The organism is Petropleomorpha daqingensis (genome assembly GCF_013408985.1).
Taxonomy (GTDB): Bacteria; Actinomycetota; Actinomycetes; order Mycobacteriales; family Geodermatophilaceae; genus Petropleomorpha; species Petropleomorpha daqingensis.
The window spans coordinates 5091385-5110756 of the sequence record NZ_JACBZT010000001.1; the positions used below are offsets into that span (position 1 = coordinate 5091385).

The following is a 19372-nucleotide window of genomic DNA, read 5'->3' on the forward strand; positions in this document are numbered from 1 at the left end:
GGGCTACCTCTCAGCCGCGGGAGCGCTGGTTGAAGGGGACGTCCTTCTCGGGATCGGGGTCCTTGGGCAGGCCCAGCACGCGCTCGGCGATGATGTTGCGCTGGATCTCCGAGGTGCCTCCGGCGATGGCGGTCTGCTTCATCGACAGGAAGTCGTAGGCCGACGACGGCAGCCCGCTGCCGGCCGGCCAGCCCAGCACGCCGACCGGGTCGGCCTCGGCGGCCAGCACACCGGCCTGCTCCTGCAGCCAGGAGCTGATCAGCTTGCGGATCGACCCCTCGGCGCCGACCGGGCCGGTGCCGGTCTCGACGAAGGCGCGCACCGTGGTCATCTGGAGCACGCGCTCCTCGACCAGGTAGGACAGCAGCCGGTCGCGCAGCAGCGGGTCGGCCCAGGTGCCGGTGCGGGCGGCCAGCCGGGCCAGCTCCTCGCCCCGGCCGGGGCCGACACCCGGCCGCCCGGACAGGCCGTTGCGCTCCTGCATGAGGGTGCTGATGCCGACGGCCCACCCGTCGTTGAGGTCACCGAGCAGCGCGTCCTCGGGCAGCACGACGTCGTCGAGGAAGACCTCGTTGAACTCGGCGTCGCCGTTCATCTGGCGCAGCGGCCGCGGCGAGACGCCGGGGGTGCGCATGTCGACCAGGAAGTACGAGATGCCCCGGTGCTTGGGCCGGCTGGGGTCGGTGCGCGCCATGAGGATGGCCCAGTCGGCGAAGTGGGCGTAGGAGTTCCACACCTTCTGGCCGTTGACCCGCCAGGTGCCGTCCTCCTGCCGCTCCGCGCGGGCGGCCAGGGCGGCGAGGTCCGAGCCCGCGCCCGGCTCGCTGAACAGCTGGCACCACTGCACCTCGCCGCGGCGGATGCCCGGCAGGTGCCGGCGCTTCTGCTCGTCGGTGCCGTGCAGCAGGATCGTCGGGCCGGCCAGCCCGCGGCCGATGAACGCCGGGCTGTCGAAGTCGGCGGAGTAGCGCAGCAGCACGTCGGAGATCGCGCCGGCCGCGTCGGCGGACAGGCCGAGCCCGCCGTGCTCCCGGGGCCACGAGGGCGTGGCCAGGCCGGAGTCGCCCAGCTGCGCGTACCAGGCGCGCAGCCCGTCGGCGTCGGCGCGCTGCGCGGCGACGGCCTCGCGGTCGCCGTCGAGGACGGCCTTGAGCCAGGCCGGCGGCAGGTTCTCGTGCAGCCACCGCTCGGCGGCCGCGGCCGCCTCCTCCTCGGTGGCGTCCGGGGACAGGTCGAGCGGGGCGGTCATGCCGGCACCTCCGCGAGCTCGGGCAGGACGAGGGGGACCAGGGCGGCGCGGTGCTCGGCGGGCGAGCCGGCCAGGGTCGCGTCGGCGCGCGCCCGCCGCAGGAACAGGTGGGCGTCGTGCTCCCAGGTGAAGCCGGTGCCGCCGTGCAGCTGGATGGTGTCCTTGGCGGTCTGCAGGAAGGACTCGGAGCAGTACGAGCCGGCGACCGCGGCGCCGAGCGCCGCCTCCGGCGAGCCCGGTGGCTGCCAGGCGGCCCAGTAGGCGGCCGAGCGGGACATCTCCAGGCGGACGGCCATGTCGGCCAGCCGGTGCTTGACGCCCTGGAACGCGCCGATCGGCCGGCCGAAGGCGCGGCGGGTGCGGGCGTGCTCGGCGGTGAGGTCGACCAGCGTGCTCATCGCGCCCACCTGCTCGGCGGCCAGCAGGATCGAGGCGGTGCGCCGCACGCGCTCGAGCACCTCGCCCGCACCGCCGTCCTCGCCGACGAGCCGGGCCGGGGTGTCGCTCAGGTGCAGCCGGGCGAGCGGGCGGGTGAGGTCCAGCGGGTCCAGCCGCTGCGCCGTCAGACCGTCGGCGGCGGGCTCGACGGCGTAGAGCGACGGGCCCCGCTCCCCCTGCGCCGCGACCAGCACGAGGTCGGCGTCCGCGCCGTCCAGGACCAGCTCCGCGGTGCCGGTCAGCCGGACGTCGCCTCCGCTCCCCCGGGCGGTCCGGTTCCCCGCGCCCCACCGGCCGTCGGGGCCGGCCACGGCCAGGGTGGCGGTCCGCTCGCCCTCGGCGATCGCCGGCAGGTGCTCGCCGGCCGCGGCGTCGTCGCCCGAGGCGACCAGCGCCTCGGCCGCGAGGGCGGTGGGCAGGAACGGTCCCCCGAGCAGCACCCGGCCCATCTCGTCGAGGACGACGGCGAGCTCCACCAGCGATCCGCCGCTGCCGCCGTGGTCCTCGGGCAGCGCGAGGCCCTGCAGCCCGATCTGCTGGGCCATCGCCGTCCACAGCTGCGGGTCGTGCCGGGTGCCGGCTTCGGCCAGCTCGCGCGCCCGCGCCAGCGGGGCGCGCTGCTGCAGCAGCCGGCGCGTGCTCGCCCGCAGGTCCTGCTGCTCGGGCGTCCAGGTGAACTCCATCGTTCCCCTCCTGCTCGGTGGGATCAGCGGCCGGTGAACAGCGGATCGCGCTTCTCGAGGAAGGCGCGACCGGCCTCGGCGGTGTCCTCGGTGGCGAAGTTGACCTGCTGGGAGCGGGCCTCGTCCTCGAGCGCGCGGTCGAGCGTCGCCTCGAAGGAGTCGTTGAGCATGCGCTTGGACAGCCGCATGGCGACCGGCGGGCCGGCGAGGAGCCGTTCCGCCAGCCGGCCGACGGCGGCATCGAGGTCGCCGGGCTCGACGACCTCGCGGACCAGTCCCCACTCGCGGGCCTGCTCGGCGCCGAGCATGTCCCCGAGCAGCACCAGTTCCTTGGCGCGGTGCAGGCCGACCAGCCGCGGCAGCAGCCAGGAACCCCCGAAGTCCACCGACAGACCCCGCTTGACGAAGATCTCGGAGAACCGGGCGCGGCTGGAGGCGACGACGAAGTCGCAGCCCAGCGCCAGGTTCATCCCGGCCCCCACGGCGACACCGTCGACCCGGGCGATCGTCGGCAGCGGCAGCCGGTGCAGCGCGAGGCAGGCCTCGTTGACCTCGGTCATGTCCACCAGCGGCGGGCGTCGCTCGCCGCCGCCGCTGAGGTCCGCCCCGGCGCAGAACTCCTCGCCGGCGCCGGTCACCACCAGCACGCGGGCGTCGCTCGCGGCCACCTCGGCCAGCGCGGCGCGCAGCGCCCGCCACGCTGCGCGGGTCATCGCGTTCTTCCGCCGCGGGTTGGACAGCGTGATCGTGGCGATCCCGCCGTCCCGGGTCAGCTGGACCGGCTGGTCGGCCTGCACAGCGCCGTTGAGCCGCGACGGGTCCGACACGGCGGTCACAGGTCCGCCACCAGCTTCTTGACGCGCTCGACCGTGCGGACGCGTTCGGCGTGACTGCCCTGGGGGAAGGTCAGCATCAGGGTCGTGACGCCCGCCTCCCGGAACGCGGCCAGCCGCTCGGCGACCCAGCCCTCGGGCCCCACCAGCGAGGTCGCGTCGACCATCTCCTGGGGGACGGCGGCGGCCGCCTCGGCCTTGCGCCCGGAGAGGTACAGGTCCTGCACGGTCGCGGCGGCCTCGGGGAACCCGTAGCGCACCGTGAGCTCGTTGTAGAAGTTCTTGCCGCGGGCGCCCATCCCGCCGATGTAGAGGGCCAGCGAGTCGCGGGTCTGCTCGCGCAGCCCGTCGAGTCCCTCCCCGATCGCGCAGGGCGCGCCGACGACGACGTCCAGCTCGCCCAGGGCCGGGTCGCGCTTGGCCCGCCCGGCCGCGAGCGAGGCGCCCCAGGTCTCGGCCGCCTTCTCCGGGTAGAAGAAGATCGGCTGCCAGCCCTCGGCGATCTCCGCCGTGAGCTCGACGTTCTTCGGCCCGATCGCGGCGATGGTGATCGGGATCCGCTCCCGGACCGGGGTGTTGATCAGCTTGAGCGGCTTGCCCAGGCCGGTGCCCTGCTCGGGCGGCAGGGGCAGCGTGTAGTACTTCCCGTCGTAGACGACCTTCTCGCGGCGCCAGACCATGCGGCAGATCTCGACGATCTCCCGCAGCCGGCCCAGGGGCGCGTCGTACTTCACGCCGTGGAAGCCCTCGACCACCTGCGGCCCCGAGGCGCCCAGGCCGAGGGTGAACCGGCCGCCCGAGACGAAGTCCAGGCCGGCCGCCGTCATCGCGGTCAGCGTCGGCGTTCGGGTGAAGGCCTGCATGATCGCCGAGGTCAGCTCGAGCCGGTCGGTGATCGCGGCGAGGTAGCCGAGCTGGCTGACCGCGTCGAAGCTGTAGGCCTCGGCGACGGCGACCACGTCGAGCCCCGCCTTCTCCAGGTCGGCGAGCTCGGCCGCGGCCTCCGTGAAGCCGCCGGCGTACTGCAGCTGGGTCCCGATGCGCATCGTCACACCCCCGCCACGGCGGGGAGGTCCCACGTCCGCAGCTCTCGTTTGAGGATCTTCCCGCTGGCGTTGGTGGGCATCGCCTCGAGGACGACGAACTCGCGCGGCACCTTGTAGCGGGCCAGCCGGCCGTTGCAGTGCTCGGTGAGCTCCTCGGGCGTCACGCTCTTCCCCGTGCGCGGGGTGACGAAGGCGCGGACCGCCTCGCCCCAGTGCTCGTCGGGGACGCCGACGACGGCGGCCTGCTGCACGGCCGGGTGCTCGGCCAGCACCGACTCGATCTCGAACGGGTAGATGTTCTCCCCGCCGCGGATGATCATGTCCTTGCTGCGGCCGTGCAGGTACAGGTAGCCCTCCTCGTCGAGGTAGCCCATGTCCCCGGCGCGGAACCAGCCGTCGCGGAACGCGCGGGCGGTGTCCTCGGGCATGTCGAGGTAGCCGTCCATGACCATGTCGCTCCGCGTGGCCACCTCGCCGATCACGCCCGGCGGCACGTCGTTCATGTCCTCGTCGACGATCCGCATCGCGACGCCGAACGAGGGCCGGCCCGCCGAGCGCAGCAGGTCCTCGCGGCCGGCCAGCGCGCGCCGGTGGTCCTCCGGCGTGAGGGTCGACTGCAGGCCGGCCTCGGTGCCGGCGCCGAACGCCTGCAGGAAATCGCACCGGAAGGTGTCCAGCGCCCGGCGCAGCAGCGTCGGGGAGATCGGCGAGGCGCCGTAGGTGACAAGCTGCAGCCGCTCGTAGTCGAACCGGTCCACGCCGTCCAGCTGCAGGATGCTGCTGATCATCGTCGGGACCAGGAAGACGGCGGACACGCGGTCCTCGGCCATGAACCGGTGCACGGTCGGGGCGTCGAACTGCGGCAGCAGCAGCGAGGTGAACCCCCGCGCGATGCCGGCGAGCAACCCGGACACCCCGGAGACGTGGAAGGTCGGCGCCGCGCAGTAGCGGACGTCGTCGCCGCGCATCAGGTACTCGACCGAGCAGATCTGCACCATGTTCTTGTGCATCCGCTGCGACTGCACGACGCCCTTGGGCAGGCCGGTGGTACCGGAGGTGAAGGCCAGCGCGAAGGTGTCGGCGTCGGTGCAGACCACCGGCGGTGCGACGTCGGCGCCCGTGGCGAGCAGCCGGTCGTAGCCGCTCTCGGCCTCGCCCGGAAGCGGGTCGAAGGTCAGCACCAGGCGCAGGCTCGGGTGCGCCTCGGCGACCCCGTCGAGCAGCCCGGCGTAGCGGGCGTCGGAGAACAGCGCGAGCGGCGCGGACCGCGACAGCAGGACGTCGACCTCGGGCCGCGTGAGCCGGTAGTTCAGCGGGACGAACACCGCGCCGGTCTTCGCGCAGGCGAGGACGACCTCCATGTACCGGTGCGAGTCGAGGGCGAAGACGGCGACCCGGTCGCCCCGCCCGATGCCCGCTCCGGCCAGCGCCGAGACCAGCCGGTTCACCCGGCTGTCGAGCTCGGCGAAGCTCAGCGCCCCGCCGTCGGGGAAGAGGAAGGCCGGCTTGCCGGGATGGCGCCGCGCCGACAGCGGCAGCCACTCGCCGATGGACAGCGACAGCGAGTCGGCGACCGAACCACGGGACGTGGTCATCCGGTGCTCCTTTGCAGCGGGTCGGGTCAGGAGGAGAGGGCGGCGGCCTGGTCGGGGGTCAGCCCCCACTCGGCCAGGGCGGTGGGATCGCCGGGGGACGACGGCGCGGCCGGGGCCGCGGTCGCGGGGGTGCGCGCGAAGCGGGGCGCCGGCGCCGGCTGGCCGATCCCGCCGACCTCGAGGAAGGAGCCGCGCGCGGCGTTGTGCGGGTGGGCGTGCGCCTCCCCCGGCGCCAGTACCGGGGCGACGCAGGCGTCGGTGCCGTCGAAGACCTTCGTCCAGTCGTCGCGGGTGCGCTCCGCGAACGCCGCCGCGATCGCGTCGTGCAGCTCCGGCCAGCGCGCGCGGTCCATCTGGTCCGGCAGCGCGGCGCTGTCCAGCTCCAGCAGCCGGACGAGCTCGGCGTAGAACTGCGGCTCGATCGCGCCGACCGCCATCCAGCCCCCGTCGAGGGTGCGGTAGCTGCGGTAGAACGGCGCGCCGCCGTCGAGCAGGTTGCTGCCCCGCTCGTCGGTCCACATCCCGCGGGCGGCCATGCCGTGCAGGTAGGTCGACAGCAACGCGGCGCCGTCGACCATCGCGGCGTCCACGACCTGCCCGCGCCCGGAGATGGAACGCTCCACGAGGGCGGCCAGCACCCCGAAGGCGAGCAGCAGCCCGCCGCCGCCGAAGTCGCCGAGCAGGTTCGCCGGGGGAAGCGGGGCTCCCCCGCGCTCACCGATCGGGTGCAGTGCGCCCGCGAGCGCGATGTAGTCGATGTCGTGCCCCGCGGCCTGGGCCAGCGGGCCGTCCTGGCCCCAGCCGGTCATCCGGCCGTAGACCAGGCGGGGGTTGCGCTCCAGGCAGGTGTCCGGGCCGAGCCCGAGCCGCTCCATGACGCCGGGCCGGAAGCCCTCGACGAGCACGTCGGCGCCGTCGGCGAGAGCCAGCACCGCGTCGCGTGCGGCGGGGTCCTTGAGGTCGGCGGCCACCGCGGCCCGGCGGCCGCGCAGCAGCACCTCGGCATCGGCGGCGGGGAGCTTCCCGGGCCGGTCGACGCGGACGACGTCGGCGCCGAGGTCGGCCAGCAGCATGCAGGCGAAGGGCGCCGGCGCCAGGCCGGTGAACTCCAGCACCCGCACGCCCGCGAGGGGTCCGTGGCCCATCCGCCGCCCCCTTTTTTCTGTCGGATGTGACGTCAATGTCAGGTTCGTTCTACGGGCCGTGCCCCACCTCTGTCAACGACACCCGGCGATCCGGTCCGACATCGCCGGGACCCCTCGCCGCGTGGTTGACGTCACACCCCGTGGACACTAGGAAAATGTGACTCCGACGTCACCGAGCGACCCGGGAGGCGCCGCCGTGCGACCCATGACCCGAGCCGGGAGCTTCCTCACGCTCTCCGCCGACCGCTACCCCGACCGGCCGTGCTTCGTCTTCGGCGACGGCTCGCACCAGACGTTCGCCGAGACCAACAGCCGCGTCAACCGGCTGGCCGACGCGCTGTCCACGGCCGGGGTGAGCACGGGCGGCCGGGTCGCGGTGGTGGCCACCGACAGCGGGGGCTACGTCGAGGTGCTGCTGGCCTGCATGAAGCTCGGCGCGACCTACGTGCCGCTGAACAACCGGCTGCAGTCCGACGAGCTGCTCACGCTGCTGCGCCGCGCCGAACCCACCGCGCTGTTCGCCAGCAGCCGCTACCTGGAGGTCTGCCGGGCGCTGGCGCCGCAGGTGGGCAGCATCCGCCTCGTCGGCGCCTTCGACGGCGAGCCGGCGCCCGGCGTCGTCCCCTTCGAGGAGCTGGTCGACTCCGGCACCGACGTCGAGCCGGACGTCCCGGTCTCCGACGACGACGTGCTCGGCCTGGCGTTCACCAGCGGCACCACCGGCCTGCCCAAGGGCGTGCTGCAGCCGCAGCGGATGGTCAAGTCGCTGGTCGTCAACATGTCGATCGACTACGAGATCGTCCCGGACGAGTTCCGCTACACGGCCTCGCCGATCTTCCACATCGCCGGGCAGGCCATGATCCTCATGCACGTCTGGCGGGGGTTCCCGACGCTGGTGCTGCCGCAGTTCGAACCCTCCACCGTCCTGCGGTGGATGCAGAGCGGGCGGCTGACCGGCGCCTTCCTCGTGCCGACCATGGTGAGCACGCTGCTCGAGCACCCCGACATCGGCGCGGGCTCGTACGCGAACCTGCGCTCGATCATCTACGGCGGCGCCCCGATGTCCCCGGCGCTGCTGCGCCGCGCGCTGGACGTCTTCGGCTGCGACTTCATCAACGCCTTCGGGGCGGCCACCGAGGGCGGCCTGCAGTCGGTGCTGAGCTCGGCCGACCACCGCCGCGCGCTGGCCGGCGCCCCGCACCTGCTGGGGTCGATCGGGAAGCCGGCCTTCGGGGTGGAGCTGCGTCTGGTCGACGAGGCCGGTGCCGACGTCCCCCGGGGCGAGGTCGGGGAGATCATCACCCGCTCGGACCCGGTGATGACCGGCTACCTGGAGATGCCCGAGGAGACCGCCCGCGCGATCCGGGACGGCTGGTTCTGGGGCGGCGACCTCGCCCGGATGGACGACGAGGGCTACCTGTACCTGGCCGGCCGCAGCAAGGACATGATCATCCGCGGCGGGGAGAACATCTACCCGGTCGAGATCGAGACGGTCCTGGCCGACCACCCCTCGGTCGCGCAGGTCGCCGTCGTCGGCCGGCCCGACGACCACTGGGGTGAGGTCGTCGTCGCCTTCGTGACCGGCGACCCGGCCGGCCCGGCGCCGGACCCGGAGGTGCTGCGAGAGCACTGCCGGGCCCACCTGGCCGCCTTCAAGGTGCCGGTCGAGGTGACCGTGGTCGACGCGATGCCGCTCAACGCCAGCGGGAAGATCCTCAAGCGGACGCTGCGCGAGCGGCTCTCCTCCCCCGCCCCCGCGTGAGAGCGGACGCCCGGCACCGACGTCGCGTCAGGTGCCGGGCGCCCCGTCCCGGGAAGCGCTCAGCGCGGCGCCATGCGGATCGCGCCGTCGAGGCGGATGACCTCGCCGTTGAGCATCGGGTTCTCCACGATGTGCTGCACCAGCGCCGCGTACTCGGCCGGCTGGCCCAGCCGGGCCGGGTGCGGGACCTGCGCGCCCAGCGCGGCGCGCACCTCCTCGGGCGCGCTGCCCAGCAGCGGGGTGTCGAACAGCCCCGGCGCGATGGTGACCACGCGGATGAGCAGCGAGGCCAGGTCGCGGGCGATCGGCAGCGTCATGCCGACGATGCCGCCCTTGGACGCCGAGTAGGACGCCTGCCCGATCTGGCCGTCGAAGGCGGCCACCGAGGCGGTGTTGACCACGACGCCGCGCTCGCCGTCGACCGGCTCGGTCTTCGACACGGCCTCGGCGCCGAGCCGGATGACGTTGAAGGTGCCGATCAGGTTGACCTCGACCACCCGGCGGAAGTCGGCGAGCGGGAACGGGCCCTTCTTGCTCACCGTGCGGATGGCGTTGCCGATCCCCGCGCAGTTCACCACCGCGCGCAGGGTGCCGAGCTCCTGGGCGATGGCCACGGCCTCGGCGACCTGGTCCTCGTCGGTGACGTCGGCCGGCACGAAGGCGACCTCCGGGCCGAGCCGCTCGGCGACCGCCTTCCCCTGCGACGAGGGCAGGTCGACGATCACCGCGCTCGCTCCCGCCCCCACCAGCCGCTCGACGGTGGCCAGGCCCAGGCCGGAGGCCCCGCCCGTCACCAGCGCCGTGATCCCTGCAACCTGCACGTCGTGCCTCCCAGCGTCGCGAGTTCGATGCCGCCTGCCTAGTCGACGTTGACGTCAACTGTCAACGACGGCATGCTGCGGGGGCGGGCGCGTGCACCGAGCCGCCTGCCCCTCGATAGCCCCCTCCCCCGAGATGCTGGAGATCCCCATGGCGGACGCCTACCTCGTCGACCTCGTGCGCACCCCCTCCGGCAAGGGCAAGCCCGGCGGTGCGCTCTCGGGCGTGCACCCCGTCGAGCTGCTCGCCGGGGTGCTGCGCGACCTGGTCGCGCGCAACGACCTCGACCCCGCGGTGATCGACGACGTCATCACCGGCTGCGTCGGCCAGGCCGGCGAGCAGGCGGTCAACATCGGCCGCAGCGCCGTCCTGTCCGCCGGGTTCCCCGAGTCGGTGCCGGCGACCACCATCGACCGGCAGTGCGGCTCGAGCCAGCAGGCGGCCCACTTCGCCGCGCAGGGCGTGCTCGCCGGCGTCTACGACGTCGTCGTCGCCTGCGGCGTGGAGTCGATGAGCAGGGTGCCGATGGGCACCTCGACCGGCGGCAAGGACCCCTTCGGCCCGGGCATGGCCGCCCGCTACCCCGACGGCCTGGTCAACCAGGGCGTCTCCGCCGAGCTGATCGCCGCGCGCTGGAAGCTCGACCGGGAGCAGCTCGACGAGTACTCGGCGCGCTCGCACCAGCGGGCCGCGGCCACCGCCGCGGCCGGCGGCTTCGACAACGAGATCCTGGCGGTGTCGCTGCCCGACGGCGGCGCGCACACCACCGACGAGACCGTCCGGGCGGCCACCACCGCCGAGGGGCTGGCCGGGCTCAAGGCCTCGTTCCGCACCGACGCGATGGCCGAGCGGTTCCCGGAGATCGGCTGGTCGATCACGCCGGGCAACTCCTCGCCGCTGACCGACGGCGCCTCGGCGACGCTGATCATGAGCGAGGCGGCGGTGCAGCGGTTCGGGCTGCGCCCGCGGGCGCGGTTCCACTCCTTCGCCGTCGTCGGTGACGACCCCCTGCTCATGCTCACCGGCCCGATCCCCGCGACGAAGAAGGTGCTCGCCACGGCCGGGCTGTCCATCGACGACATCGACGCCTACGAGGTCAACGAGGCGTTCGCGCCGGTGCCGCTGGCCTGGGCGCAGGAGCTCAACGCCGACCCGGAGAAGCTCAACCCGCGGGGCGGGGCCATCGCCCTGGGGCACGCCCTGGGCGCCAGCGGCACCCGGCTGCTGACCACGCTGGTCAACCACCTGGAGCAGACCGGAGGGCGGTACGGGCTGCAGACGATGTGCGAGGGTGGCGGCCTGGCCAACGCGACGATCGTCGAGCGGCTGTAGGCCCCCTCTCGGACACCGTGGAGTCAGCGTGGACTTCTCCCTGCCCCCGGCCCTGACCACCCTGCTCGGCGAGCTCGACGCGTTCATCGACGCGGAGATCGCGCCGCTGCAGGAGCAGGACGACAACCAGCGGTTCTTCGACCACCGCCGGGAGTTCGCGCGCACGGACGTCGAGGGCGGCGGCGTGCCGCGGCGGGAGTGGGAGGAGCTCCTCGCCGAGGTCCGCCGCCGCGCCGACGCCGCCGGGTTCCTCCGCTACAGCCTCCCGGCGGAGCTCGGCGGCCGCGACGGCTCGAACCTGGACATGGCGGTCATCCGCGAGCACCTGGCGCACCGTGGTCTGGGCCTGCACAACGACCTGCAGAACGAGCACAGCGTCGTCGGCAACCTGGTGTTCCCGCACCTGCTGCACCTGTTCGGCACGCCCGAGCAGAAGGAGGAGCTGCTCGAACCGTCGCTGCGCGGCGAGCGCGGGCTGGCCTTCGGTCTCACCGAGCCCGACCACGGCAGCGATGCCACCTGGATGGAGACGACCGCGGTCCGCCGGGACGGCGACTGGGTGATCAACGGCGGCAAGCGGTGGAACACCGGGGTGCACTCGGCCACGCACGACCTCGTGTTCGCCCGCACCTCCGGCGAGCCGGGGCACGCCCGCGGGATCACCGCGTTCCTCGTGCCCACCGACTCCCCCGGGTTCGAGGTGCCGTTCTTCTGGTGGACGTTCAACATGCCCAGCGACCACGGCGAGGTGACGCTCACCGACGTCCGGGTGCCCCACTCGGCGATCCTCGGCGCGGAGGGCGAGGGCCTGGCGGTCGCGCAGACGTTCCTGCACGAGAACCGGATCCGCCAGGCCGCCTCGGGCGTCGGCGCGGCCCAGTACTGCATCGACGAGTCGGTGGCCTACGCCAAGCGGCGGGTGACGTTCGGCAAGCCGCTGGCCGAGCGGCAGGCGATCCAGTTCCCGCTGGTGGAGCTGGCCACCGAGGCCGAGCTGGTGCGCACGCTGATCCGCAAGACGGCGGTGGAGCTCGACGAGCTGACCGCCCGCGGGGAGCCGGCGGTGTCGATCGGGCACCGGGTGTCGATGTGCAACTACCGCGGCAACCGGCTGGTCTGCGAGGCGGCGGACCGCGCCATGCAGGTGCACGGCGGCATGGGCTACAGCCGGCACCTGCCGTTCGAGCACATCTACCGGCACCACCGGCGGTACCGGATCACCGAGGGGTCCGAGGAGATCCAGATGCGGCGGGTGGCCGGGGCCCTCTTCGGCTACCTGAAGTGATCGAGGCCCTGACCGCGCGGCTCGGTGTCCCGGTCGAGGACCTCACCCGGCTCTCCGGCGGCGCCAACCGGGAGACCTGGGCGTTGCGCGCAGGGGACCGGGAGCTGGTGCTGCGCGGTGGGGCGGGCACCGGCAGCGTCGGCCTGGCCGTCGAGGCGGAGGCGATGACCGCGGCGGGGCGGGCCGGCGTGCCGGTCCCCGAGGTGGTCGGGACCGGGGAGCTCGACGGCCGCCCCTACCTGCTCATGGGCCGGGTGGACGGCGAGACGATTCCCCGCCGCATCCTCCGGGATCCCGCGCTGGCCGCCCCCGGCCGGGCGCGCGAGCTGGGCGCGCTGCTGGCGCGGCTGCACACCGTGCCGCTCGGCGAGGTGCCCTCCGTCGTCCCGGTCGGGGATCCGCTGGCCGGGTTGCACGCGGACTACCTCGCCGGGGGGCGCGTGCCGCCGCCCGGGCTGGCCCTGGGGCTGCGCGAGCTGGCCCGCACGCAGCCCGAGCGCTCCGGCGAGTGCCTGGTGCACGGTGACTTCCGGATGGGCAACCTGATGCTCGGCACCGACGGCGTCCGGGCGGTGCTGGACTGGGAGCTCGTGCACACCGGCGACCCGGTGGAGGACCTCGGCTGGCTGTGCGCCAAGGTCTGGCGGTTCGGCTCGCCGCACCCGGCCGGCGGCCTGGGTTCCCGCGACGAGCTGCTCGACGGCTACGCGGCGGTCGCCGGGTGGCGGCCGTCGGCGGCGCAACTGCACTGGTGGGAGCTCTACGCCACCGTCCGGTGGGGACTCATGACCGGCCTGATGGCCGAGCGGCACCTGTCGGGGGCCGAGCCGTCGGTCGAGCTGGCCGCGATCGGCCGGCGCGCGTGCGAGCAGGAGTTCGACGTGCTGCTCGCCCTCGACCTGGCCGCGCCGGAGAGCTCCGTCCCGCCCGAGCCCGCGGACGACGGCGTCGACCTCTACGGCCGGCCGACGGCGACCGAGCTGCTCGAGGCGGTCGCCGCGTTCCTCGCCGCCGACGTGCAGCCCGGCGGGAACCGGGTGGGCTTCCACGCGCGGGTCGCCGGCAACGTGCTGGCCACGGTGCGCCGGGAGCTGGTGCTCGGGCCGGCTGCCCGCGAGCGGAACCGGACGCGCCTGGACCGGCTGGGCTGCGCCGACGACGTCGCGCTCGCCCGGGCGATCGCCGACGGCAGCCTCGACGACCGGTGGGACGACGTCGTCGACGCGGTGCGGGAGGGCGTGCGCGACCGGGTGCTGGTGGCCAACCCGCGTCACCTCACCGCGCCGGCCTGAGGTCGCCGACCGCGTCCACGTCGTCGTAGGCCGAGACCGCCTCGGGCAGCGGGTGCAGCGCGACCTCGCCGTCGCGGAGGGCGTCGCGGAACCCGGCGGCGTCGGGGTAGACGGTGCTGCGGCGACGGTGCAGCGCGACCAGGTGGTCCCGCAGCTTCTTCTTCATCCGGCCCGGGATCACGATCGCGCAGAACGGCAACCGGGTGGGGCGGCCGGCCGCGCGCTCGGCCGGGGAGAACAGGTTCGCCAGCCGCTCCTTGCCCGGTGGATCGGAGAACGGCAGCGGCAGTCCGTCGGCACCGGCCGGTGCCGCCCCGACCGGGACGGCGCCGGAGAGGAACAGCCCCTCCTGCGCCTGCATCCGCTCGCTGCGCCGCGCCGGGCGCACCAGGAACGGGGCACCGGTCTTCGCCGAGACCGCCAGCGCGTGGCGCAGCGACCACTCGGGCGCGGCAGACGGTTCGGCCGTGCCGTAGGTCGGGGACTCGGTGACGTCGAAGGCGAACAGGACGCCGGCCTCGTCGTCCCGCTCGCAGGCGAACCACAACGCCGTCACCGGGTTGTCCGTGACGTCGAGCAGGCGGGTCGGCACGCCGGACTGGTGCAGCTCGGCGAGCAGGGCGAGGTCGGAGGCGCCGACCCCGAGACCCCATTCCCGGGCCTCGCGCAGGATCGCCGTCTCGTGCCGCCGCAGCTCCAGCTCGGTCGGCAGCGGTTCGGCCTCGTCGATGATCAGGTCGCGCAGGAGCGAGGAGCGGATCCGGGTCGCACTGTCACCGCACCCGTGCCACACGTACCGCCGGCCGGCGGCCAGGGTCACGATCCTGGTGATCGCGCGGAACGCCTGGTCCTGGGACGTGACGCTCATGCCCCAGCCGCTGCGGGTCCACCGTGGGTCGGGCTGTGCTGACACGGCCCGCACTCTGCCCGCGGGGTGCGACAGTTCCCGGCGCTCAGCCCTGGCCGGCCGCCGGGTCGACGCGGATCGCGGAGACGTCGAACTCGATCTGGATGCGGTCGCTGACCAGCACGCCGCCGGTGTCGAGCGGGGTGTTCCAGGTCAGCCCCCACTCGCTGCGCTTGATCGCCAGCGCGCCCTCGAAGCCGACCCGCAGGTTGCCCCACGGGTCACGGGCCGAGCCGGTCAGCGCGAAGTCGACCGAGACGGGGCGGCTGACGTCCTTGATCGTCAGGTCGCCGGTCACCCGGTACAGCGCGTCGTCGATCTCCTCGACCCGCGTCGACCCGAAGGTCAGCTCGGGGTAGCGCTCGACGTCGAGGAAATCGGGCGAGCGCAGGTGCACGTCGCGGTCCGGCGTGCCGGTGTCGATGCTCGCCGTCCGGATCCGCAGCGCGACCGAGCTCGCCGCCGGGTTCGCGGTGTCGAGGTGCGCCGCGCCCTCGAAATCGGAGAAGGAGCCCCTGACCGTGGTCACCATCGCATGCCGCGCACGGATCCCGATCCGCGTGTGCGCGACGTCGACGGCGTAGTCGCCGGTGACATCGGCGACCGCGCTGGTCGCGGCCTCGAACTCCGTGGTCTCGCCCTCCGGCGCCCGGTGCTTGCCCACGCCTGGCAGCCTCCCCCTGGTCGTCCCCCCGCCGCCCCATCGTCCCCGACGGGTCGCGACCGGCGCGCGGGGGCTCCGAGAGGCGCGATCCCGACGGGTGCCGCACCATCGAGACCGGCACGCGGGGGCCCCGAGCCGGAGACCCTCACCCGATGACCAGCACCACGCGCCTCGTGCTCCTCGTCGTCCTCTTCCTCGTCACGCTGTGGTGCCTGTACTGGCAGGGCCGCGAGCTGTCGGGGCTCAAGCGTCAGGTCGCGGGCCTGCTCGACGACCTCGTCGAGCTGCGCCGCCGGCTCCGGGACGCCGACCCGCTCCCGGCCCCCGAGCCCGCAGTGCTCGAACCGGAACCGGTCGAGGGCCCGCCGACCCGGCCGACCGGCGTGGCCATCGACACGTGGCAGCGCTCGCTGTCCCGCCGCCTGTACCACGGCGGCCACCGGGCCTGAGCCCGGCGACCGCCACGGGGCTCAGCGCGGCTGGAGCACGAAGTCGTACCGCGCCTCGAACCACGGCTGGTCGATGGTGCCGCCGTCCGGCGTCTCACCGGGCTCGCGCCGCTCGTAGTGCACGACCAGTTCCTCCTTGACGCCGAAGACGACGTCGCTGTCGAGGTAGTCGGCGCCCTCCTGGAACAGGTGGGTGATCAGCGGCTCGTAGCCCGGCACGTTGAGCAGGAAGTGCACGTGCGCCGGCCGGAAGTGGCTGATGTCAGTCTTCGTGATGAGCTCGCCGACCGGGCCGTCGACGGGGATCGTGTAGCCCAGCGGCGCGACCGTGCGCACGCAGTAGCTGCCGTCCTCGCGGGTCGTGTACTTGCCGCGCAGCCGCGCCTCGTCGACGTCGGCGTGCTGCGACTCGTAGAGGCCCTCGTTGTCGGCCTGCCAGATGTCGAGGACGGCGTCGGGCACCGGGTTGCCGTCGAGGTCCTTGACCACGCCGTGCAGGTACAGCGGCTCGCCGGGCAGGCCCTGGGACATGTCGTCGCCGTACTTCAGCTCCGGCGAGCCCTCGATGTGGAACGGGCCCAGGACGGTGGCAGGGGTCGCCCGCGGGTCGAGCTGGTGGTTCATCTGGACGACGAGCATCGACAGGCCGAGCACGTCGGAGGTGAGGATGAACTCCTCCCGCTTCTCGTTGCTGATCTGCCCGGTGCGGTTGAGCCACTGGATCGCGGCCATCCACTCGGCCTCGGTGAGCCGCACCTCGCGCGCGAAGGCGTGCAGGTGCCGCACGAGCGCGGTCATGAGCTCCGCGGTCCGCGGGTCGTGCGCGGTCGCCCAGCGCTCGACGGCCAGGTCGGTGATGTTCTCCTCGGTCACGAGCTGCACGGGAACCTCCTAGGGGATCAACACGAAACGGACGCCGGCGTCGCCGGTGGCCTGGCGTCGCCAGGCCTCGCCGACGTCGGTGAGCGGGAGCGTCTCGGCGGCGACGGTGAGCCGGCCGGCCGCGGCGTGGGTGGTGACGGCGGTCAGCGCCTCGCGGCGCTGCTCGATGGTGATGCCGTTGTTGGTGTAGCCGAGGATGCTGGCCGTCTTCGCGCGCAGCACTGCCGAGGAGAACCCGGCGTCGTCGCGCATCGCGCCGCCGATGTTGACCAGCCGGCCGCACGGGGCGAGCACCCGGACGGCGGCGGTGGCGGCCGGCCCGAAGACCGGGTCGACGACGACGTCCACGCTGCCGTCGAACGCCTTGGTGATCCGCTGGGCGAGCTCGTCGACGTCGGCGGTCAGCCGCACGACCTCGTCGGCACCGGCGGCGGTGGCCCGCTGCTCCGCGGCGGCGTTGCGGCACACGGCGACCACCCGGCAGGCGCCGAGCGCCTTCGCCGCACCGATCGCGGCCTGCCCGACCCCTCCGCCCCCGCCCAGCACGAGCACCCGCTCGCCCGGCTCGAGCTGCGCCCGCCAGGTCAGCGCCATCCAGGCGGCGACGCCGGAGAGGCCGACCGCGGCGGCGATCTCGTCGGGGACGTCCGGTGGCAGCGGGATGACGTCGGCGTCGCGGACCAGGCAGCGCTCGGCCATGCTGCCGTCGCCCGGCGCCATGCCGGCCTGCGTCGCGACGAACACCCGCGTCCCCACCGCGTGCACCGCGGACTGCTCGACCCGCCCGACGCCCTGGACGCCGGGGACGTAGGGCACCGGCGGCCGCCCGAAGTAGGAGGTGCCGCTCGCGCAGAGCAGGTCCAGCGGCACGACCGGGGCGGCGGTCACGGTGACGACCGCCTGCCCCTGGGCGGGGGTGGGGTCGGGGTGCTCACCGGGCTCGGGCGGCTGCCCGAGGGTGCGGACGACGGCCGCGCGCATCGCTACCCCTCTCCGCCGGGGACGTACGGGTCGGGGGGCACCGAGCGGTTGTTCAGGTCCACCGACAGGAAGATCTCGTTGGCGACCGGGTGGCGCAGCTCCTCGGCGAGCTGGCCGATCAGCCCGGCGGTGCGCGCGAGCAGGGCGAAGCCGCGCAGCAGCTCCAGCGGCAGCCCGAGGTCGGCGAGCGCGGCGCCGCAGACGCCGGCCCCGTTGAGCGGCAGGCTCCTCCCCAGCACCTGGGGGTGCACGCGGCCGATCGCGGCGAACAGCGACAGGTGCGGGCCGTACAGCCCCTCCTCCTCCGCGATCGCGAACAGCCGCGGGGTGCGCGGGTCGCCGTCCTTGTGCACGTGGTGCCCGAGCCCGGGGACGAACCGGCGGGCCTCACGCTGGGCGCGGACGGTCTCCAGCGCCAGCGCGTCCCATGCTGGCTCGTCGGTCGGAAGCGGCCCGTCCACGTGGCTGAGGACATCGTGGATGAAGCGGCCGCAGTCCTCGGTGACGCCGAGGAAGCGCGAGCCGCCGCCGAGCAGGCCGGCGGCGAGCGCGCCCTGCACGGAGTCCGGCGCCCCCAGGTAGGTCAGCCGGGTGACGATCGCGGTCGGCGTGAAGCCGTGGTCGGCCAGCGCGGCGAGCACCGCCTCGAAGACCCGCGTCTCGCCCGGCGCGGGACGGCGCTGGGTGGCCAGCCAGAAGGCCAGCTCGCCGAAGCCGACGCTGCCCATGACGTCGTCGGCCAGGCTCTGCCCGAGCAGCGTGATGTCGTGCAGGCTCGAGGCGCCCAGCGCGGTCGGGTACTCGTCAGCCATCGCCGGCCAGCCACGTCCGGATCTCGTCGCCGTGCTCGTCCAGCGACGGCGGCGGCAGCCGGTAGCCCGGCGGGGTCTCGGAGAACCGGATCGGGTTGCGCACCGACGGGACGGCGGCGTCCCCCTCCCCCACGAGCACGACCGGGTCCAAGCCCACCTCCTCGGCGAAGGCGACGCCTTGGTCGATCGTGTTGATCGGCCCGCAGGGCACGCCGGCAGCGATGATCTCCCGGAACCAGTCCATCTTGGAACGGGTCTTCAACCGCTCGACCAGCAACGGTCGCAGCTCGTCGCGGTTGGCGGTGCGGTCCTCGTTGCGGCCGAACCGTGGGTCGTCGGGCAGCTCCGGCAGGCCGAGCACCTCGCAGAGCTTGCGGAACTGCCCGTCGTTGCCGGCGGTGACGATGAGCTCGCCGTCGGCGCAGGGCAGCGGCTCGTACGGGAACAGGCTCGGGTGGCTGTTGCCCATCCGGAACGGGACGACGCCGCCCGCCACGAACGCGCTGGTCTGGTTCACCAGCCCGGACATCGCCGAGGCGAGCAGGTTGACCTCCACGTGCTGCCCGCGGCCGGTCTCGTGCCGGCGGTTGAGCGCCGAGAGGACGCCGATGGTGGCGTGCAGGCCGGCCATCACGTCGAAGACGGCGACGCCGGCGCGGTACGGCTCGCCGTCCGGGGCGCCGGTGAGGCTCATCAGGCCGGAGATGGCCTGCACGATGAGGTCGTAGCCGGGCAGCGAGCGCCCGCCCGGGCCGCTGCCGAAACCGCTGATCGAGGCGTAGACCAGGCCGGGGTTGGTGGCCGAGACCGTCTCGTAGTCCAGGCCGAAGCGGGCCAGCCCGCCGGGCTTGAAGTTCTCGACGAGGACGTCGGCGCGGCGGGCCAGCTCCTGCGCCAGCCCGCGGTCCCCGTCGTCCTTGAGGTCGAGCGCGACCGACCGCTTGTTGCGGTTGACGCCGAGGTAGTAGGTGGCCGTCGGCTCTCCGCCGGCGACCGACCGGACCGGCGGCTGCCAGGTGCGGGTGTCGTCACCGCCCGGACCCTCGACCTTGACCACCTCGGCCCCGAGGTCGGCCAGCAGCATCGTCGCGTACGGCCCGGCCAGGATGCGCGAGAAGTCGGCGACCAGCAGGCCGGCGAGGGGGCCGGTGCCGGGGGTCGGGTCGGTCATCGCACCCCTTCACTCGTGCCCGCTGTG

The 19372-nt window shown here is 74.1% G+C and carries 18 protein-coding genes; 5 read left to right on the top strand and 13 right to left on the bottom strand.

Annotation, left to right across the window (positions count from 1 at the left end):
• Positions 1-10: 10 nt before the first annotated feature.
• From GGQ55_RS25055 to GGQ55_RS25080, 6 genes are read right to left on the bottom strand one after another with little or no spacing between them, the layout of a single operon-like run.
• Positions 11-1249 carry an acyl-CoA dehydrogenase family protein gene (locus tag GGQ55_RS25055; RefSeq protein ID WP_179721510.1) on the bottom strand — a complete coding sequence of 413 codons (1239 nt, stop codon included), beginning with the start codon at positions 1247-1249 and terminating at the stop codon, positions 11-13.
• On the bottom strand, positions 1246-2370 hold the full coding sequence (locus tag GGQ55_RS25060) for an acyl-CoA dehydrogenase family protein (RefSeq protein WP_179721512.1): 1125 nt from the start codon (positions 2368-2370) through the stop codon (positions 1246-1248). Before GGQ55_RS25060 ends, GGQ55_RS25055 begins: the two co-directional genes overlap by 4 nt.
• 23 nt (positions 2371-2393) lie before the next feature.
• The gene (locus GGQ55_RS25065) at positions 2394-3206 is read right to left on the bottom strand and encodes an enoyl-CoA hydratase/isomerase family protein (protein ID WP_218859442.1); all 813 of its coding nucleotides are present in this window, start codon (positions 3204-3206) and stop codon (positions 2394-2396) included.
• Positions 3203-4249 (bottom strand): LLM class F420-dependent oxidoreductase, encoded by a 1047-nt coding sequence (locus GGQ55_RS25070; protein WP_179721514.1) that lies wholly within the window; start codon positions 4247-4249, stop codon positions 3203-3205. Before GGQ55_RS25070 ends, GGQ55_RS25065 begins: the two co-directional genes overlap by 4 nt.
• Positions 4250-4251: 2 nt before the next feature.
• Positions 4252-5844, bottom strand: coding sequence for a class I adenylate-forming enzyme family protein (locus GGQ55_RS25075; RefSeq protein WP_179721516.1), 1593 nt, complete (start codon positions 5842-5844; stop codon positions 4252-4254).
• Positions 5845-5870: 26 nt separating this feature from the next.
• Positions 5871-6989, bottom strand: a complete 1119-nt coding sequence (locus tag GGQ55_RS25080) for a CaiB/BaiF CoA transferase family protein (protein WP_179721518.1) — start codon at positions 6987-6989, stop codon at positions 5871-5873.
• Positions 6990-7194: 205 nt separating this feature from the next.
• Between GGQ55_RS25080 and GGQ55_RS25085 the strand changes: the two genes are divergently transcribed.
• Positions 7195-8751, top strand: a complete 1557-nt coding sequence (locus GGQ55_RS25085) for a class I adenylate-forming enzyme family protein (protein WP_179721520.1) — start codon at positions 7195-7197, stop codon at positions 8749-8751.
• A gap of 59 nt (positions 8752-8810) precedes the next feature.
• Here the strand turns inward: GGQ55_RS25085 and GGQ55_RS25090 are convergent, their stop codons facing one another.
• Positions 8811-9572, bottom strand: coding sequence for a 3-hydroxyacyl-CoA dehydrogenase (locus GGQ55_RS25090; RefSeq protein ID WP_179721522.1), 762 nt, complete (start codon positions 9570-9572; stop codon positions 8811-8813).
• 133 nt (positions 9573-9705) lie between these two features.
• Between GGQ55_RS25090 and GGQ55_RS25095 the strand changes: the two genes are divergently transcribed.
• Genes GGQ55_RS25095 through GGQ55_RS25105 form a run of 3 tightly spaced genes read left to right on the top strand, consistent with a single transcriptional unit; the run spans position 9706 to position 13479 of the window.
• On the top strand, positions 9706-10902 hold the full coding sequence (locus GGQ55_RS25095) for an acetyl-CoA C-acyltransferase (RefSeq protein ID WP_246323866.1): 1197 nt from the start codon (positions 9706-9708) through the stop codon (positions 10900-10902).
• 28 nt (positions 10903-10930) lie between these two features.
• A complete protein-coding gene (locus GGQ55_RS25100) occupies positions 10931-12187 on the top strand; it encodes an acyl-CoA dehydrogenase family protein (RefSeq protein ID WP_179721524.1) in 1257 nt (418 codons plus the stop codon).
• Positions 12184-13479, top strand: a complete 1296-nt coding sequence (locus GGQ55_RS25105; RefSeq protein ID WP_179721526.1) for a phosphotransferase family protein — start codon at positions 12184-12186, stop codon at positions 13477-13479. Before GGQ55_RS25100 ends, GGQ55_RS25105 begins: the two co-directional genes overlap by 4 nt.
• Here GGQ55_RS25105 and GGQ55_RS25110 read toward each other — a convergent pair.
• Both GGQ55_RS25110 and GGQ55_RS25115 read right to left on the bottom strand, forming a co-directional pair.
• Positions 13463-14347, bottom strand: a complete 885-nt coding sequence (locus tag GGQ55_RS25110; protein WP_179721528.1) for an FRG domain-containing protein — start codon at positions 14345-14347, stop codon at positions 13463-13465. The genes GGQ55_RS25105 and GGQ55_RS25110 overlap by 17 nt on opposite strands.
• An 85-nt stretch (positions 14348-14432) precedes the next feature.
• The gene (locus tag GGQ55_RS25115) at positions 14433-15050 is read right to left on the bottom strand and encodes a YceI family protein (protein WP_179721530.1); all 618 of its coding nucleotides are present in this window, start codon (positions 15048-15050) and stop codon (positions 14433-14435) included.
• 152 nt (positions 15051-15202) lie between these two features.
• Here GGQ55_RS25115 and GGQ55_RS25120 point away from each other — a divergent pair, with 152 nt between their 5' ends.
• Positions 15203-15499, top strand: a complete 297-nt coding sequence (locus GGQ55_RS25120) for a hypothetical protein (RefSeq protein ID WP_179721532.1) — start codon at positions 15203-15205, stop codon at positions 15497-15499.
• Positions 15500-15520: 21 nt separating this feature from the next.
• On the opposite strand, the gene GGQ55_RS25125 is transcribed toward GGQ55_RS25120, so the two are convergent.
• Genes GGQ55_RS25125 through GGQ55_RS25140 form a run of 4 tightly spaced genes read right to left on the bottom strand, consistent with a single transcriptional unit; the run spans position 15521 to position 19345 of the window.
• Positions 15521-16381: a dioxygenase family protein gene (locus GGQ55_RS25125; RefSeq protein ID WP_179721534.1), complete on the bottom strand. Its 861-nt coding sequence runs from the start codon at positions 16379-16381 to the stop codon at positions 15521-15523.
• 9 nt (positions 16382-16390) lie between these two features.
• Entirely contained in the window at positions 16391-17362 is a 972-nt protein-coding gene (locus GGQ55_RS25130) for a quinone oxidoreductase family protein (RefSeq protein WP_179721536.1), read from the bottom strand.
• Positions 17363-17364: 2 nt separating this feature from the next.
• Entirely contained in the window at positions 17365-18174 is an 810-nt protein-coding gene (locus GGQ55_RS25135; RefSeq protein ID WP_179721538.1) for a citryl-CoA lyase, read from the bottom strand.
• Entirely contained in the window at positions 18167-19345 is a 1179-nt protein-coding gene (locus GGQ55_RS25140) for a CaiB/BaiF CoA transferase family protein (protein ID WP_179721540.1), read from the bottom strand. The genes GGQ55_RS25135 and GGQ55_RS25140 overlap by 8 nt, the downstream gene beginning before the upstream one ends.
• Positions 19346-19372: the final 27 nt, after the last annotated feature.